At 44.7% G+C, this 16,904-nt stretch carries 16 protein-coding genes; 14 read left to right on the forward strand and 2 right to left on the reverse strand.

Annotation, left to right across the window (positions count from 1 at the left end; all coding sequences use genetic code 11):
* Positions 1-40: 40 nt before the first annotated feature.
* Positions 41-928, forward strand: coding sequence for a carboxylate/amino acid/amine transporter (locus tag GKR71_RS17145; RefSeq protein WP_036983738.1), 888 nt, complete (start codon positions 41-43; stop codon positions 926-928).
* Here GKR71_RS17145 and metR read toward each other — a convergent pair.
* Entirely contained in the window at positions 825-1,781 is a 957-nt protein-coding gene (gene metR, locus GKR71_RS17150) for an HTH-type transcriptional regulator MetR (protein WP_036954997.1), read from the reverse strand. The genes GKR71_RS17145 and metR overlap by 104 nt on opposite strands.
* A 108-nt stretch (positions 1,782-1,889) precedes the next feature.
* On the opposite strand from metR, the gene metE reads away from it, so the two are divergent.
* A complete protein-coding gene (metE, locus tag GKR71_RS17155; RefSeq protein WP_154634629.1) occupies positions 1,890-4,169 on the forward strand; it encodes a 5-methyltetrahydropteroyltriglutamate--homocysteine S-methyltransferase in 2,280 nt (759 codons plus the stop codon).
* A 64-nt stretch (positions 4,170-4,233) separates the two neighbouring features.
* On the opposite strand, the gene GKR71_RS17160 is transcribed toward metE, so the two are convergent.
* Complete coding sequence (locus tag GKR71_RS17160) at positions 4,234-4,623, reverse strand: YidB family protein (protein WP_036954990.1); 390 nt, start codon at positions 4,621-4,623, stop codon at positions 4,234-4,236.
* Between the two features lie 421 nt (positions 4,624-5,044).
* Between GKR71_RS17160 and ltnD the strand changes: the two genes are divergently transcribed.
* The 12 genes from ltnD to ubiE all read left to right on the forward strand — a co-directional run bounded on the left by ltnD (position 5,045) and on the right by ubiE (position 16,904).
* The gene (ltnD, locus tag GKR71_RS17165) at positions 5,045-5,953 is read left to right on the forward strand and encodes an L-threonate dehydrogenase (protein WP_154634630.1); all 909 of its coding nucleotides are present in this window, start codon (positions 5,045-5,047) and stop codon (positions 5,951-5,953) included.
* Positions 5,950-7,227, forward strand: a complete 1,278-nt coding sequence (gene otnK / locus GKR71_RS17170) for a 3-oxo-tetronate kinase (protein WP_154634631.1) — start codon at positions 5,950-5,952, stop codon at positions 7,225-7,227. Before ltnD ends, otnK begins: the two co-directional genes overlap by 4 nt.
* Positions 7,220-7,861, forward strand: a complete 642-nt coding sequence (gene otnC, locus GKR71_RS17175; RefSeq protein ID WP_036954976.1) for a 3-oxo-tetronate 4-phosphate decarboxylase — start codon at positions 7,220-7,222, stop codon at positions 7,859-7,861. Before otnK ends, otnC begins: the two co-directional genes overlap by 8 nt.
* A gap of 10 nt (positions 7,862-7,871) precedes the next feature.
* Entirely contained in the window at positions 7,872-8,651 is a 780-nt protein-coding gene (gene otnI / locus GKR71_RS17180) for a 2-oxo-tetronate isomerase (protein WP_036954971.1), read from the forward strand.
* A 9-nt stretch (positions 8,652-8,660) separates the two neighbouring features.
* Positions 8,661-9,428, forward strand: a complete 768-nt coding sequence (locus GKR71_RS17185; protein WP_036954967.1) for a DeoR/GlpR family DNA-binding transcription regulator — start codon at positions 8,661-8,663, stop codon at positions 9,426-9,428.
* A 56-nt stretch (positions 9,429-9,484) separates the two neighbouring features.
* Entirely contained in the window at positions 9,485-10,444 is a 960-nt protein-coding gene (denD, locus tag GKR71_RS17190) for a D-erythronate dehydrogenase (protein WP_154634632.1), read from the forward strand.
* An 11-nt stretch (positions 10,445-10,455) separates the two neighbouring features.
* On the forward strand, positions 10,456-11,832 hold the full coding sequence (locus GKR71_RS17195) for a GntP family permease (RefSeq protein ID WP_036954960.1): 1,377 nt from the start codon (positions 10,456-10,458) through the stop codon (positions 11,830-11,832).
* Positions 11,833-12,114: 282 nt separating this feature from the next.
* Positions 12,115-12,870, forward strand: coding sequence for a uridine phosphorylase (gene udp, locus GKR71_RS17200; RefSeq protein ID WP_006658334.1), 756 nt, complete (start codon positions 12,115-12,117; stop codon positions 12,868-12,870).
* Between the two features lie 282 nt (positions 12,871-13,152).
* Entirely contained in the window at positions 13,153-13,935 is a 783-nt protein-coding gene (locus GKR71_RS17205; RefSeq protein WP_036954957.1) for a tyrosine-protein phosphatase, read from the forward strand.
* Between the two features lie 146 nt (positions 13,936-14,081).
* Positions 14,082-14,612, forward strand: coding sequence for a DedA family protein (locus GKR71_RS17210; protein WP_154599624.1), 531 nt, complete (start codon positions 14,082-14,084; stop codon positions 14,610-14,612).
* Positions 14,613-14,717: 105 nt separating this feature from the next.
* Positions 14,718-16,073 (forward strand): DNA recombination protein RmuC, encoded by a 1,356-nt coding sequence (rmuC, locus tag GKR71_RS17215; RefSeq protein ID WP_051422791.1) that lies wholly within the window; start codon positions 14,718-14,720, stop codon positions 16,071-16,073.
* A gap of 75 nt (positions 16,074-16,148) precedes the next feature.
* Entirely contained in the window at positions 16,149-16,904 is a 756-nt protein-coding gene (gene ubiE / locus GKR71_RS17220) for a bifunctional demethylmenaquinone methyltransferase/2-methoxy-6-polyprenyl-1,4-benzoquinol methylase UbiE (RefSeq protein ID WP_036954951.1), read from the forward strand.

A 16,904-nucleotide genomic window follows, 5' to 3' on the forward strand; every position in this document is an offset into this window, starting at 1 on the left:
ATCTTGTTTGTTAAATCATTGTGCTTGAGAGTGAACAACAATGTGGTTACTCGTTTTCACGACGCTGCTCTGGGCAGCGTCTTTTAGTTTAATGGGGGAATACCTCGCAGGGCAGGTGGATAGCTGGTTGTCTGTGCTTATCCGCGTGAGTTTAGCTTCTCTGGTATTCCTACCTTTCCTGCGTTGGCGTAACTTCAGTGCCAAAGTGATCTCACTGTATATGCTGGTGGGCGCTTGCCAGCTGGGGATCATGTATTACTTTGTTTTCCAAGCCTATAAATACCTGAGCGTGGCAGAATTTTTGCTATTTACGGTATTAACCCCGCTGTATGTCACGTTAATTTACGATCTCTTAGAGCGCCAACGCCTACGTAAAGGCTACCTGTTTAGCTCGATATTAGCCGTGATTGGTGCTGCCATTATTCGTTATGACCACCTCAGCGAATCATTTTGGATTGGATTGATGTTTGTACAGCTCGCCAACATCTTCTTTGCACTTGGGCAAGTAGGCTATAAGCGCTTAATGGAAGTGCACCCGATTCCCCAGCATCAAGCCTTTTCATGGTTCTATCTCGGGGCGACGTTGATTGCCTTGATGGGATGGCTACTGTTTGGGAATAAGGCGATGGTGCCGACAAGCCAAGCTCAATGGATAGTTTTACTCTGGTTGGGTGTGGTTGCATCGGGGATAGGCTATTTTCTGTGGAACTATGGTGCGACGAAAGTGGATGCCGGAACCCTCGCGATAATGAATAACATGATGGTTCCAGCAGGTTTATTAGTGAACTTTGCCATTTGGCAGCAACATCCTAATTGGCTCAGTTTCACCATGGGGTCGAGCCTGATAATTGCGTCTCTGTGGGTGCATAAGCGCTGGATCCTCGCACCGGCTTCACGTAAGACAAATTCTCCACCGCGTGATCAGTAGCGGTATTGGTAAATGTTTCAATGGCTGGCTGGCGCTGTTCTCCTTCACGACATGCAGCGTACAGTCGGCTCCATAACCCACTTCCTAACGTTTTCGTCGTAATCAAACCTTGCTTTTCAAAGGAATCCACCGCCCAGTGTGGCAGTGCCGCAATCCCCATTTTAGCCGCCACCATCTGAATTAAAATCAGCGTATTGTCGACGGTTTTAATGTTAGGTGAAACACCGGCTGGCTGTAAGAAATGACGCCAGATATCAAAACGTTGACGCTGAACTGGATAAATCAGCAATGTCTCTTTGGCAAGATCATGAGGCTCAATTAACGGTTTTTTAGCTAAAGGGTGATCATTCGCCACGACCAGTTTCACTTCATAATCAAACATCGGCGTGTAGTGCAAATCTTGATCCGCAAGAATATCAGAGGTCATCACGATATCTAATTCTCGCGAAAGTAACTCGGGTTGCGGGTCAAAGGTCACGCCAGATTTAAAATCTACGGTCACTTGTGGCCATGCTTGTCTAAACTGTTGCAATGCAGGGGTCAGCCACTGAATACAGCTGTGGCATTCAATCGCGATACGTAGCGTACTGACTGTCGGTTCATTGCAGACACGAATGGCATCTTTCACCATTGGCAAAATACGTTGCGCTAATTGCAGGAGAACTTCCCCTTGCGGCGTGAAATGGACGGGCTGAGTTTTACGAACAAATAGTTTGTAGCCTAAGCGATGCTCTAAATCACTGAATTGGTGAGATAGCGCAGACTGAGTCTGGTGCAGGTGCGTCGCAGTGGCAGCTAATGATCCGTATTGGCTGAGCGCCTGCAACGTTTTTAAATGTTTTAATTCGATCATGAGAAACCTTCAAGTAGACGATGAATAATTTGCGCTTGTGCTTTATACAGTACCTGTTGATTATAGATGTGTAAACATCTAGACGGCTAAATATTTTAAGGGGTCAATATGTCTGTTATAAATCATACACTTGGTTTTCCACGTGTCGGTCTGAAAAGAGAACTCAAACGTGCACAAGAAGATTATTGGGCAGGCAAAATTGACCAATCTGCACTTCTTGAAACAGGTTACCAACTACGTGTTCGTCACTGGGAACAACAAAAAAATGCAGGTGTAGACCTGCTACCCGTCGGTGACTTTGCATGGTATGACCAAGTTTTAACCACTAGTTTATTACTAGGAAACGTTCCACCGCGTCATCAAAATGAAGATGGCTCTGTCGATTTAGATACCTTATTCCGTGTAGCTCAGGGTCGTGCGCCAACAGGCAAGCCAGCGGCAGCGGGGGAAATGACGAAATGGTTTAATACTAACTATCACTATATCGTGCCAGAATTCCAGCAAGGACAAGAATTTAAACTGTCGTGGAATCAACTGTTTGACGAAGTCGACGAAGCATTAAAACTCGGTCATAACGTTAAACCTGTCGTCATTGGTCCAATTACCTACCTGTGGTTAGGAAAAGTGAAGGGACCAGCCTTTGACCGCCTATCCTTGCTGAAGGATCTGCTGCCTGCTTACCAAGAAATTCTTGCTCGACTGGCTGAAAAAGGCGTGGAATGGGTGCAAATTGACGAGCCAGCACTGGTACTCGATTTACCTATTGAATGGCAGAATGCTTACCAACAAGCGTATCAATCCCTCGCAGGTAAAACTAACTTACTGTTAACCACCTATTTTGACGGTATTAGCCATCACTTGGATGTCATCAAACAACTGCCAGTGCAAGGACTGCATGTGGATGTGGTTGCGGGTAAGGATGATATCGCAGCATTGCATCAAGCGCTTCCTGCGGACTGGGTGCTTTCGCTCGGATTAATTAATGGCCGCAACGTATGGAAAGGGGATTTAGGCGAGAAATTCCAACGGGTGAAACCGCTGCTAGGAGAGCGCACTCTGTGGATTGGTTCATCTTGCTCGCTACTGCATAGCCCAATTGATTTAAATGATGAAACGCGTCTGGATGCCGAAGTGAAAAGCTGGTTTGCATTTGCGCTGCAAAAATGTGAAGAACTGGCGCTATTGACGAAAACACTCAATCAACCAACGGCAGAAAATATCGCAGCGTTAGAAACCTATAGTGCACCAATTCGTGATCGACGCACCTCTTCTCGAGTCAATAATGCACAGGTCGCTCAGCGCTTAGCGGCAATTAACGCGAAAGATACCGAGCGTACTCGCCCTTATGTAGAGCGTGCTGAACTTCAGCGCCAACGTTTTAATCTGCCATTGTGGCCAACCACGACAATCGGCTCTTTCCCGCAGACCAGTGAAATTCGTTCTTTGCGCCTTGATTTCAAAAAAGGGAATGTAGACCAACTGAATTACCGCACCAGTATCAGTGAGCACATCAAACAAGCTATCAAGGAGCAGGAGCTGCTGGATATTGATGTCCTCGTGCATGGTGAAGCTGAGCGAAATGATATGGTGGAATACTTCGGTGAACACTTTGATGGTTATGTCTTTACGCAAAATGGTTGGGTACAGAGTTACGGTTCTCGCTGTGTGAAGCCACCGGTGATTATTGGTGACATTAGCCGCCAAGAAGCCATTACAGTGGAGTGGGCCAAGTATGCGCAGTCGTTGACGGATAAACCGGTGAAAGGAATGCTGACAGGTCCGGTGACCATCCTGTGTTGGTCATTCCCTCGGGAAGATGCCAGCCGTGAAACGATAGCCAAGCAAATTGCGCTGGCATTGCGTGACGAAGTGGATGATTTACAAAAAGCGGGTATTGGCATTATTCAGATTGATGAGCCAGCGTTACGTGAAGGGTTACCGCTGCGTCGCGATGAATGGAATGACTATCTGACTTGGGCGGTGGATGCCTTTAAATTAAGTGCAGCCATCGCCGATGATAAGACGCAAATTCACACCCATATGTGTTATTGCGAGTTTAATGACATCATGGATTCGATTGCTGCGCTGGATGCTGATGTTATCACCATTGAAACCTCGCGCTCGGATATGGATTTATTAGATGCATTCGAAGATTTTGATTACCCAAATGAAATTGGTCCGGGGGTTTATGATATTCACTCGCCTAACGTCCCAAATGTAGAGTGGATTGTAGCGCTATTACGTAAGGCTGCACAGCGAGTGCCAGTGGAACGTTTATGGGTGAATCCAGATTGCGGTTTAAAAACCCGCGGATGGACGGAGACTCGCCAAGCACTGGCAAACATGGTGGAAGCGGCGAAAAAACTGCGAAATGAGTATCAAAGCTAGTAACGGGTTAGTTTAGTAAAAAGCCCACTTTAAAGTGGGCTTTTATTTGTGCCAAAGACTGGGCTTAACCGAACAGTTTTTGTTTCAGTAAGTTCATGCCAATTGAGGCTAAATCGATATTTTCTGGTAGCACACCATTCGGGCTCGCGCTATCTACGATAGTCGGTAAATATTTAGCAACCATATCTGTTGCTTGCTGTGGATCTAAACCAACGCGTTGAGCGAGTTCTTGGATCCCTGAATCACCGAAAACTTGCATTAACTGGCTAGCATTAACTGGCAAATTTTCACCTTCAGCAACCCATGATGAAACGATCCCGCCTAAGCCTTCAGTGTTAAATTTATCGACGACACCTGAGAGCCCGCCTTGCTTTTCAACCCAATCAATAACAGATTGAAACTGTTGCATTTTATCGCCTGCAACCATGCCTAACACTTGATCAAACAGACCCATTTTGACTCCTCGATAACGTAATTGATGCGTTCAATACCAAGTATGGAACATTTTACAAAAAATAATAGGCGGCTATTTTGGGGAATTTACTCAACAGGTCAATGAAAATCAGAGACAAAGAGGGAATTTAATAGGTATAAAAACCAGCAGATCAGAAAACAACCAAATCGATCACAATTTTTATCACACTTTCTTGTGAAGGGTAGTATAAGAATGTTAAATATAAAAATTCATATATATCAATATATTAATAATTAATTGTTTAAAATTTATATTATCTTTAGTGTGATGCTAGTCATGTGTTTGTGAATTTGGTTATGTGAAAATTCACAACATTCACCAGAATTCACAGTGTTTACCAAAACTAACCGTATTCACCAGAATTTATCATTTGTTGGAACTGACAACATCAGGGGGCTAGATGAAAAATACCGTTAACCATGTTGGCGTTATTGGTCTGGGTTCGATGGGGATGGGGATCGCGCAATCACTAATAAGAAATAAGATCCCAACCTATGGGTTTGATTTAAATCCACAGGCATGCGAGGCGCTACTCGAATATGGGGCGAAAGCCACAGGGCAAGATGCCGCACAGTATGCACAACAGCTAGACGCGCTACTTATGGTGGTCGTCAATGGTCGGCAGGTTGAGGCGATTTTATTTGGTGGTGAGAAGCCACTGGTAGAGAAGCTTCGTCCAAATACTGTCATTGTGTTGTACAGCACACTGGCTGCGGAGCAGACAAAACAGATCGCGCAGCGCCTTGCTGAATACCAGCTTCCATTAGTCGATGCGCCTATATCTGGCGGAGCGATTAAAGCGGCAGAAGGTAAACTGACCGTTATGGCATCGGGTTCCCCTAAGCTATTCGCTCAGCTTTCTACGGTGTTTGATGCAATTTCAGAGCGTCTCTATCGTGTCGGAGATGAAATCGGTCTTGGCTCCACAGTGAAAACTATCCACCAGCTATTGGCGGGGGTACATATTGCGGTTGCAGCGGAAAGTATGGCGCTGGCGGCAAAAGCGGGCATCGATTTAGATGTGATGTATGACATCGTCACCCATGCAGCTGGCAACTCATGGATGTTTGAGAACCGTATGCAGCATGTGCTTGATGGAGACTATACCCCTAAATCGTCAGTCGATATTTTTGTGAAAGATCTCGGTTTGGTGATGCAAACCGGAAAAGCGCTGAATTTCCCACTGCCATTGGCAGCAACGGCGCATCAAATGTTTATCTCAGCCAGCAATGAAGGTTTTGGTTTACAGGATGATAGCGCCGTTATCAAAACCTTTAAGGGCATTACTTTACCGGAGAAAAAGGCATGACAGTGAAATTAGGTGTGATTGCTGATGATTTTACCGGCGCGACAGATATTGCAGGCTTTATGGTGCAAAACGGCTGGAAAGTGGTGCAGCTACTGAATGAGCCGAATGAAAACACTCCAATCCCTCAAGATGTGGATGCCATTGTGGTGAGCTTGAAAAGCCGTTCTTGTCCAGTAGATGAAGCCATTAGTGCCTCGGTAAATGCATGTCGCTGGCTGAAAGAATCAGCGAAATGTCAGCAGATTTTCTTTAAATATTGCTCAACCTTTGATTCAACAGAGAAAGGCAACATTGGTCCAGTAACCGATGCACTGATGAAGCAGCTGGGTACGTCATTATCATTAATATGCCCTGCATTGCCCGTTAACGGTCGAACCGTGGTACATGGGCACCTGTTTGTTAATGGTCAATTGCTCAATGAAAGTGGAATGCAGCACCACCCAGTCACACCAATGATTGATGCCAACCTAATGCGTGTAATGGAAAAACAGTCAGCCGGTAAAGCAGGGCTGATTAATCTTGCGACAGTGCAAAAGGGCAGCGCCGCCATCACTGAACAGTTAGAACAGCTACGCCAGCAGGGTATCAGTTATGCGGTTATGGATAGCTTCACGATGGATGATTTACTGCCTATTGCTCAGGCTTCGCAATCACTGCCTTTATTAACGGGTGGGTCAGGATTGGGGGCTGCCCTTGCGAATATTGATAGCCAAGTGGCTTGGGGACAAGGGGAAAGCCGTGGCAGTAAGCCGACAGGGAAAGACAGAAAAACGGTCATTCTATCGGGAAGCTGCTCTCTAATGACCAACAAACAAGTACAAAGCTATCAGCAAGTTGCACCTAGCAAAGCGCTAGATGTGGGTGAATGCATCAATAATCCAGACTATGCAACCGTATTAGCACAATGGGTTAAAGATCAGAAAATCACTGGGTTAGCGCCTTTGTTATATGCCACCCAACCACCAGACTTATTGAAGCAAACGCAGGAAAAATACGGCGCCGCATTATCGAGTACCGCGGTGGAAAATGTGTTTGGGCAAGTAGTGACGTTACTTCAGCAGCAAGGTTATAACACTTTTATTATCGCGGGCGGCGAAACGTCTGGAAAAGTGGTTCAAAGCCTTGGAACTGAACAATTAAGTATTGGCTCACCTATCGCGCCGGGTGTGCCTTGGGTACAAGACTTAGCAAGCGGTAACTGGTTAGCACTGAAATCAGGCAATTTTGGTCAAGAGAATTTCTTCCAGTTAGCACAGGAGATGGTTAATGAGTAATGAAAAGGCGCTACGCCAAGAGTTAGTGGATTGGGCGAAGTCAATGTTTAATCGCGGATACAGCAGCGGTGGTGCAGGCAATATCAGCGCACGCTTGCCGGATGGCTGTATTATTGTCACCCCGACTAACTCGAGCTTTGGCGATTTAGATCCTGAGCGCCTGAGCAAGCTCGATGCGCAAGGTAACTGGATTGATGGTGACAAACCAACAAAAGAAGTTTCCATGCATATGGCAATGTATTTGCAGCGTCCAGATTGCCAAGCGGTGGTTCATCTGCATTCACCTTGGCTAACGGCTCTATCCTGTTTGCCGAATTTAGATACCGCAAACTGTTTACCACCGATCACACCTTATTACGTAATGCGTGTGGGCAAATTACCTTTGATTGAATATTTACCACCGGGTGATGACCGTATTGGTGAAGAAATCGCAAAATTAGCACCTCATCATAATGCGATTTTACTCTCTAACCACGGCCCTGTTGTTGGCGGAAAAACCTTAAGGCAGGCGTTTTTCAATGCGGAAGAATTAGAAGATACCGCGCGCCTATACATTACATTGCGCCCACACGGCTTCACCACGTTAACGCAAGAGCAGGTTCATGAGCTCGAAAGCCGTTATCCACAGAAATGAGGCGATAGACATGGCTAAATTTGCAGCAAATCTCAGTATGATGTTTAACGAAGTTCCGTTTATTCAACGCTTTGAACGTGCCGCTCAGGCTGGTTTTAAGGGCGTTGAGTATCTTTTCCCTTATGAAGAAGATGCGGATGTTATTGCGGGTGAATTGAAAAAACATCAACTTACCCAAGCATTATTTAATATGCCTGCGGGGAATTGGGGCGCTGGCGAGCGTGGAATGGCGTCTATTCCTGGTCGTGAAGCCGAGTTCGCTCAAGGGGTACAAACTGCCCTGAAATACGCTTTAGCATTAGGCTGTAAACAAGTGCATGCCATGGCGGGTAAAGTGGATGAGAAATTCACACCTGAAGAGCAAAAAACGTGTTTTATTAAGAATATACAGCATGCAGCGGATGTGATGGCTGAGCACGGAATTCGTGTGCTTATCGAGCCGATTAATACCCGCGATATGCCAGGGTATTTCTTAACGACCCAAAAGCAGGCTGAAGCGCTGTTACCTGAAATCAATCGCGAAAACGTGTTTATTCAATTGGACTTGTATCACTGCCAGATTATGGAAGGTGACTTATTGAAAACAATTGAGCGTCTTTGGGGTAAATTTAGTCATATTCAGATAGCATCAGTACCTTTTCGCCATGAACCTGATAGCGGTGAAGTCAATTATCCATGGATTTTTAATCAACTCGATGAAATGGGATATGAAGGCTGGCTGGGATGTGAATACCACCCAGCAGGACGCACCGAAGACGGTTTAGGCTGGCTAAAGCAAGCTAATTCCTAGGAGAACCGAATGATCCCTTCCGAACGTCGTGATTTTATTTATCGCTATGTCTATGAGCACCAAACTGTGTCTATCAATGACTTAGTGGGTTTAATGAATGTCTCTCATATGACGGTTCGACGTGATATTCGCATGTTGGAAGAGGAAGGGAAGGTTGTCGGAATTAGTGGTGGTGTTCGGTTAAATGATGCGTTACGCCAAGAGCTACCGTGGAGCGAAAAGGCAAGACTTCATCATCAAACGAAACGCGAAATCGGTCAATTTGCCAGTTCACTAGTTGAAGATGGTCAGGTGGTTTACCTCGATGCAGGCACCACCACGTTTGAAATTGCCCGCGTATTGGGTGAGCGTTTTAATCTCACTATCGTGACCAATGATTTTTCCATCATGCAGTATTTGATGAATAAATCACAACTTAACCTGTACCACACTGGTGGGCAGGTTGATAAACGCAACCATTCCTGTGTTGGCAATACGGCGGCCGCTATGTTGCAAACACTAAACGTGGATATTGCATTTATTAGTACCAGCTCATGGGACTTGCAACATGGGGTTTCCACACCGCATGAGGAAAAAGTCCAAATAAAACAAACGTTATTGGATGTCGCTCGTCGGTGTGTACTGGTTTCAGATAGCAGTAAATTCGGTAAATACGGTATGTTCCGTGTCTGCCCATTAGATCAATTGCACGACATCATTTGTGACCAACATTTACCGTCTGATGTGGTGCAACGGATACTCGAAAAAAACATAAAACTTCATTTAATAAATACATAAAAAACATCTTACCTACTGATGCATAACCCGGCAGGGTTATAGCAAGGAGAATGACAATGAAAGTTATTATTACTGGTGGCGCAGGTTTTCTGGGCCAGCAGCTAGCCGCTGCTTTGCTTAAAAACAACCAAGGATTAAAATTTAACCAGCTAGTTTTAGCGGATATTCAATGCCCTACATCGCCTATTGAAGACCCTCGTGTGAGTTGCGTTGCATTAGACTTAACCCAGCCAGAAGCCGCAGATAAGCTGATTGATGCGCAAACTGACGTGGTATTCCACCTTGCGGCGATTGTCAGTAGCCATGCTGAAAGTGATTTTAACTTAGGCATGAAAGTGAATTTCGATGCGACTCGCCAATTGCTTGAAGTCGCTCGCGCGAAAAACCCTGCCATCAAGTTTTTATTCACCAGCTCCCTTGCGGTATTTGGCGGTGAATTACCCGATGTGATCACCGACTTGTGTGTTGTTAACCCGCAATCTTCTTATGGTGCTCAAAAAGCCATGTGTGAATTGATGGTGAACGACTATTCCCGTAAAGGCTATGTGGATGGACGCGTGATGCGCTTACCTACCATTAGTATTCGCCCTGGAGTCCCGAATAAAGCAGCATCTTCTTTTGCTAGCAGCATTATCCGCGAGCCTCTAAATGGGATTGAGAGTGTTTGCCCAGTGTCTCCAGAGTTGGCGTTATGGTTATCTAGCCCAGAAACGGTGATCAACAACTTCATCCATGCGGTTTCAATTCCAGCAGAGAAATTTGGTCTTTCACGTACTGTGAACCTGCCGGGGATTACCGTGACAGTGCAAGAGATGATTGATGCCCTGCGTGATGTCGCTGGTCAACAAGCGGTTGATTTAATTCGTTTTGAGCCTGATGAAGCCGTCAACCGCATTGTGGCAAGCTGGCCGGGTAAATTCGATATTCGCCGTGCACTGGATTTAGGTTTTAAAGCTGATGGGTCATTTAGCGATGCGATCCGTTCCTTCATTAAGCACCACGGCTGTGCAAAATAGGAGATTAAATAATGTCCTATATTCCTATTATTGGCCTCGCGGTGGCCATATTTGTCCTTATCTTTTTAGTATTGCGAACGCGGGTTCACGCCTTGTTAGCGATGTTGATTGCGGCTGCAATCGCAGGGTTATCAGGGGGATTAACTGCGGCGGAAACCGTCACCGTTATTACAAAGGGCTTTGGTTCGACCCTCGGTAGCATTGGTATTGTTATCGGTCTCGGGGTAATGATGGGAAGGGTGCTGGAAGTGTCCGGTGCTGCTGAGCAGATAGCTTATAGTTTTATCAAATGGTTAGGTAAAAAACGCGAAGAGTGGGCGCTGGCAATTACCGGTTATATTGTCAGTATTCCTATCTTTGTAGACTCTGCATTCGTCATTTTGTATCCGCTGGCAAAAGCGTTAGCGAAGAATGGAAAACGCAGTATTTTAACTCTTGGTGTTGCATTGGCGGGTGGTTTAGTTGTTACCCACCATACTGTGCCGCCAACTCCAGGTCCTCTCGGTGTTGCCGGGATCTTCGGGGTTGACGTTGGTGCCATGATTTTAGCGGGTATGACGCTGGCAGTGCCGTGTGTCATCGGGATTGTGTTCTACGCCAAATGGTTGGGAACTAAATACCCTGAATTCATGCCAGATGAAACGGGCAGCGAAGATTTAAAAGAAGTGCATGCGCGTTACATGGAAGAAAAAGCCAACAAACCATTACCAAGCTTATTCTTATCATTGTTACCAATCATCACGCCAATTCTGTTGATTTTTATTAATGCTATCAACGGATTATTACTGAAAACTGCCGCATTCCAAGGCATGGATGATAACTGGTATTTCCAATCATTCCAATTCTTAGGGGCACCGATTATCGCCTTATCCATTAGCGTCCTGATTTCGGTTTATACGTTAATGCCAAAAGCGTCGAAAGAAGAAGTTATCGACCGTATGGAAGAAGGTTTGCAAGCGGCGGGTATCATCTTGCTTGTAACCGGTGCTGGTGGAGCATTAGGCGCAGTATTGCGTGACAGCGGAACGGGAACAATTCTTGCGGAGCATGTCGCGAATTTACCGATTACACCTGTATTAATCCCGTTTATTATCGCGACATTAGTGCGTTTAATTCAAGGGTCAGGAACGGTAGCAATGATCACCGCAGCTTCGATTTCTGCGCCAATCATTAGCCAAATTCCTGATATCAACTTATTAGTTGCGGCCCAAGCGGCAACGATGGGATCTCTGTTCTTCGGTTACTTTAACGACAGCCTTTACTGGGTGGTGAACAGAATGATGGGGATCAAAGACGTTAAACAACAAATGATTGTTTGGTCTATTCCAACAACAATAGCTTGGGCTATCGGGTTGGTTGGGGTCTTGATCCTTGATGTCGTGCTGTAAATTTAGCATATTGATATTATAGTGTTTTTTTCTTCTGCCTAATAAAAGCGCCCATTCGGGCGCTTTCTTTCGATAATCACAAACATTCATCTATACTGGGTGTATCTCATTATTCACATTCATCTCAATAAGACTTATTTGTGATCTTGATCTCGTTTTAATGAAATTCAAGTGAATCTGTTTCCATTAAAGTAGATATTGGTCACTAAATTAATCAAAGCTAAGCGCTATATTGACAATAATGTACTAATTCAATGATGCCATTGTGTAAAGGAGTTTGATATGTCTGACGTTTTCCACTTAGGTTTAAAAAAGAGTGACTTACAGGGTGCAACCGTTGCTATTGTTCCTGGGGATCCTAACCGTGTTGAAAAAATTGCACGTCTGATGGACAACCCTGTACATCTGGCTTCATTACGCGAATTCACCTCATGGCGTGGCGAGCTTGATGGCAAAGCTGTGATTGTCTGCTCAACCGGTATTGGTGGTCCATCAACCTCTATCGCAGTTGAAGAACTGGCTCAGTTAGGTATCCGTACTTTCTTACGTATTGGTACAACAGGTGCAATCCAAGAAAACATCAATGTGGGTGATGTACTTGTCACCACAGGTGCTGTTCGTTTAGATGGCGCAAGCCAGCACTTTGCACCACTGGAATTCCCAGCAGTCGCTGACTTCACTTGTACTAATGCGCTGTATGCTGCGGCGACAGAAGCGGGTGCAACCGTACACGTCGGTATTACCGCATCTTCCGATACCTTCTACCCAGGTCAAGAACGTTACGACACCTACACAGGTCGCGTAATGCGCCATTTCAGAGGCTCAATGAAAGAGTGGCAAGACATGGGCGTGATGAACTATGAAATGGAATCAGCAACACTGTTAACTATGTGTGCAAGTCAAGGCCTGCGTGCGGGTATGGTGGCTGGGGTTATCGTAAACCGTACTCAGCAAGAAATTCCAAATGAAGCGCTACTGAAAAAAACAGAAGGTAATGTTCTGAGCATCGTTGTCGAAGCTGCTCGCCGCCTGCTGTAATCCTAATTAGCTGACCCGTTTACTGATTTCACTCGGTTGTGGATTTTCGGTAAACGGGTTCAGTTATCATCCTTATACCCATGTATCTTAAATATTCTTGTATCTCTAAATGATCAGCGCTAAATTTATTTTCTCGCGTTTTTCTTATTCCCTTCATCTATGAATCTGTTATTGTCATTTAAAACAATTAATAGAAGCCTCTTAAGTTACTCAAATTACAAGTAATTGATGATTTCGTTTATTTTTAGTTTGAGCAATGACAGAGCTAAAAAGGGAAAACGTATGTCAACCAAACCTTACCTTCACCCCTCTGTGCTGCCTTTAACCGGTGGAATTAACTTTCGTGATTTAGGGGGAAAAAAACTGTCCAATGGCGGAAAAATAAAGCCCGGTGTTTTATTTCGTTCTGGGGCGCTCGACCGCTTAACCCAAGATGATGAAAAAGTCTTACAGTCACAAAACCTTTTCCAAATTATCGATTATCGCGATGAAGCTGAAATTTTAGATAAACCAGATGTGGTGTGGAGTGGTGCTCATTATGTGCATGCCCCTGCAAACCCGCTGGCAAAAGAAGTGAGTGCAAACCTTGATAAACTCACTCCTGAAGTGCTGGAACAGTTTGATCCTCAAGCCTTTATGTTCCGCCTCTATGAGTTGCTTCCGTTGAACAATGCCGCTTATCACCAATTAGTGAACATGTTGAAGCAGCCAGAAAAAGGTGGGCTTGTGCAACACTGTGCTGTGGGTAAAGACCGGACAGGGGTTGGCTCGGCTCTCGTGCTGTTTGCGCTGGGCGCAGATGTGAATACTGTGATGGATGATTACCTTTTAACGAACGAGACGTTAGCGCCATTTCGTAACCATTTACTCGAAGAATTTTCCAAGACCATGAGTGAAAATGTGGTGAAAAAATTCGAGTATGTATTTTCTGTTCGTGAAGAGTTTTTACAAACTGCATTGAAAAGCATAGAAAATAACTATGGAAGCGTGGATAACTGGCTAGAAAAAGACTTTGGTTTAGATAACGCTCAGCGCGGTGTACTTCAAAGTTACTTCCTCGAATAAACCTCTGCGGAATTGAAGTTGCAACGCGTCAGTTTTGTTGCAACTTTATTTACTTCCAAGAACTATAATATGTTTACTTAGCTGAATAATAGTTACTTAGTCGACTTATAGTTAACAAATCAATCTTAAACTGTAGGAATTCGCCCTTGAGTATTAATGAAATTGTCACGGCCATTACAGAATTTACTCGCGCTCATGAAGTGTGGGCGATCCCTATTGTTTTCATTCTTGCGTTTGGTGAATCCCTCGCGTTTTTATCGTTATTACTCCCTGCGACCGTTATTTTACTTGGTCTGGGCGCATTGATTGGTGAAAGTGAAATTGCCTTTTTCCCGATTTGGTTAGCCGCTGCATTAGGTGCATTTTTTGGGGATTGGGTCTCTTATTGGTTTGGTTTTCACTATAAAGAAAAAGTTCGTGAAATGTGGCCAATTTCCCGCAATCCTGAAATGATCGACAAAGGACATCGATTCTTTGAGAAGTGGGGCGTTTGGGGAATATTCTTCGGTCGATTCTTTGGACCATTACGCGCGGTGGTACCGCTTGTTGCAGGGATTTGTGAAATGCGGCAACGACATTTCCAAGTCGCTAACTTAGCCTCTGCGATGATTTGGGCATTTGGTATTTTAGCCCCCGGTGCGCTTGGTTTACGTTGGTTTGCGAGCTGGATGGGATAAGCTGCGAAGCCGCTCGCAAAAAGTAGCCGTTGGGAGATTTACCTCTGGACACTTATACAGTATCCCATTACCTTACTCTAGATTTTAAAAAGTAAGGATTGATTCGTGGATACCTCTCTTTTATATGCAATTATTGGCGCCTTAAGTGGCATTTTGGTCGGCGGTTTAGCGGTCTGGTTTTCTATTGTCCAAAAAATAGCGGGAAAAGAGCGAGAGCTACAAGAGGTATACCGCCAATTGGCGGCGAGTGATGAAAAAAATGTGCATTTAGCGCTGTGGAAAGAGGAATGTGACAGGCTCGATCAGGAGCTACGTACACAGCGAGATATTAACCGCGAACAAGAAGCAGAGCTGCGGGAAGTGATGACCCGCTTTGAACAGACGCAACTTGCCAATGAAGAAAAACAACGGATTTTACAAAATAGCGAGCAGCGCCTTACGGCTCAGTTCGAAAATCTAGCTAATCGTATTTTTGAGCAGAACGAACGTCGAGCATCCGAACAACATCAGAAAAATTTAATGGCTATGCTGTCACCGTTTCGTGAGCAACTTGAAGGGTTTCGCCAACAAGTGCAGCAAAGCTATGGCGAAGAAGCCAAAGAGCGCCATACACTCACTTATGAAATCCGCCAATTACAGCAGTTAAATAATCAAATGACCAAAGAAGCGGTCAACTTAACTCGAGCCCTAAAAGGAGATAACAAAATCCAAGGGAACTGGGGGGAAACGATTTTAACGCGGATTTTAGAAGTTTCAGGGCTGCGAAAAGGCAGTGAATTTGAAACTCAGGTGAGTATCAACACTGGCTTCAATAGCCGATACCAACCCGATGTGATTATCCATCTTCCTGAAGGCAAGGATGTGGTGGTCGATGCGAAAATGTCGCTGGTGGCTTATGAACACTATTTTAATAGTGATGACCCAGAACAGCAGCAGCAAGGCATAAAAGAGCATGTGGCTTCCATTCGTAACCATATGAAAATGCTCAGTCGCAAGGACTACCATCAATTACCGGGAGTTCGCTCTTTAGATTATGTGCTCATGTTTATTCCGATTGAGCCTGCGTATTTATTAGCATTAAAAGAAGCGCCTGAACTACTTGATGAAGGATTAAAACTGAATATCATGTTGGTTTGCCCATCCACCTTGCTGGTGGCAGTGCGTACCATTAATAATTTATGGCGCTATGAACGGCAAGAGCAAAATGCTCAAGAAATCGCAGATAGAGCCGCTAAAATGTACGATAAGCTGCGTTTATTTATTGATGATATGCAGGTATTGGGCTCGAGTTTAGAGAAAGCAAATCACACTTATTCTTCAGCAATGAAGCGCCTTGCTGAAGGCCGAGGTAATTTGCTTGCTCAAGCGGAAAGTTTTAAAGAGTTAGGTGTGGAAGTTAAGCAATCTATAGACCCTCAGCTAGCTGAGCGGGCTGACAAGTCTAATTGTGCGGAATCTTAGAGTTATAATAGGGTTTTCACTCAAAGGCTGGTACACTTCACAAAAAAGTTTGAACGATTAACAGGCATAATAGAAATGACCGAACCAACAAAAGAAACCATCGATTTTGGTTTCCGTACTGTAGAGAAAGAAGAAAAAGCTGGCCTAGTAGCAAATGTTTTTCACTCTGTAGCCTCTAAATATGACCTGATGAATGACTTAATGTCTTTTGGTATTCATCGTATCTGGAAACGTTTCACAATCGAAGCGAGTGGTGTGCGTCGTAATCAACGCGTACTTGACCTTGCTGGTGGAACTGGTGACCTCACTGCAAAATTCTCTCGCCTTGTGGGTGAAAAAGGTGAAGTGGTTCTCGCAGATATTAACGATTCAATGTTAAAAATGGGACGCGAGAAACTGCGCGATTTAGGCATTGTTGGTAATGTTAATTACGTACAAGCTAACGCAGAAGAGTTGCCATTCCCTGATAACTATTTTGACTGTATTACCATCTCTTTTGGTTTACGTAACGTCACCGATAAAGATAAAGCATTACGCTCCATGTTCCGTGTATTGAAGCCAGGTGGACGCCTGTTAGTGCTTGAGTTCTCTAAACCAATTCTTGAACCACTGAACAAAGCTTACGATGCTTACTCATTCCATATTTTACCGCGTATCGGTCAAGTGATTGTGAATGATCCTGAAAGCTATCGTTACCTCGCTGAATCTATCCGTATGCACCCAAATCAAGAAACCTTGAAAGGGATGATGGAAAACGCAGGTTTTGAGCAAGTCTCTTATGACAATATGACCGGTGGTATTGTTGCATTACATAAAGGGTTTAAATTCTAA

This window comes from Providencia sp. wls1922 (assembly GCF_009706505.1).
Taxonomy (GTDB): domain Bacteria; phylum Pseudomonadota; class Gammaproteobacteria; order Enterobacterales; family Enterobacteriaceae; genus Providencia; species Providencia lanzhouensis.

What these genes read in the sequence shown, in the direction of transcription:
- udp (WP_006658334.1), top strand. Translation starts at nt 12,115, where the DNA reads ATGTCTGACGTTTTCCACTTAGGTTTAAAAAAGAGTGACTTACAGGGT.
- metR (WP_036954997.1), bottom strand. Translation starts at nt 1,781, where the DNA reads ATGATCGAATTAAAACATTTAAAAACGTTGCAGGCGCTCAGCCAATAC.
- ubiE (WP_036954951.1), top strand. Translation starts at nt 16,149, where the DNA reads ATGACCGAACCAACAAAAGAAACCATCGATTTTGGTTTCCGTACTGTA.
- GKR71_RS17185 (WP_036954967.1), top strand. Translation starts at nt 8,661, where the DNA reads ATGATCCCTTCCGAACGTCGTGATTTTATTTATCGCTATGTCTATGAG.
- GKR71_RS17160 (WP_036954990.1), bottom strand. Translation starts at nt 4,623, where the DNA reads ATGGGTCTGTTTGATCAAGTGTTAGGCATGGTTGCAGGCGATAAAATG.
- otnK (WP_154634631.1), top strand. Translation starts at nt 5,950, where the DNA reads ATGACAGTGAAATTAGGTGTGATTGCTGATGATTTTACCGGCGCGACA.
- GKR71_RS17195 (WP_036954960.1), top strand. Translation starts at nt 10,456, where the DNA reads ATGTCCTATATTCCTATTATTGGCCTCGCGGTGGCCATATTTGTCCTT.
- otnI (WP_036954971.1), top strand. Translation starts at nt 7,872, where the DNA reads ATGGCTAAATTTGCAGCAAATCTCAGTATGATGTTTAACGAAGTTCCG.
- metE (WP_154634629.1), top strand. Translation starts at nt 1,890, where the DNA reads ATGTCTGTTATAAATCATACACTTGGTTTTCCACGTGTCGGTCTGAAA.
- GKR71_RS17205 (WP_036954957.1), top strand. Translation starts at nt 13,153, where the DNA reads ATGTCAACCAAACCTTACCTTCACCCCTCTGTGCTGCCTTTAACCGGT.
- denD (WP_154634632.1), top strand. Translation starts at nt 9,485, where the DNA reads ATGAAAGTTATTATTACTGGTGGCGCAGGTTTTCTGGGCCAGCAGCTA.
- ltnD (WP_154634630.1), top strand. Translation starts at nt 5,045, where the DNA reads ATGAAAAATACCGTTAACCATGTTGGCGTTATTGGTCTGGGTTCGATG.
- otnC (WP_036954976.1), top strand. Translation starts at nt 7,220, where the DNA reads ATGAGTAATGAAAAGGCGCTACGCCAAGAGTTAGTGGATTGGGCGAAG.
- GKR71_RS17145 (WP_036983738.1), top strand. Translation starts at nt 41, where the DNA reads ATGTGGTTACTCGTTTTCACGACGCTGCTCTGGGCAGCGTCTTTTAGT.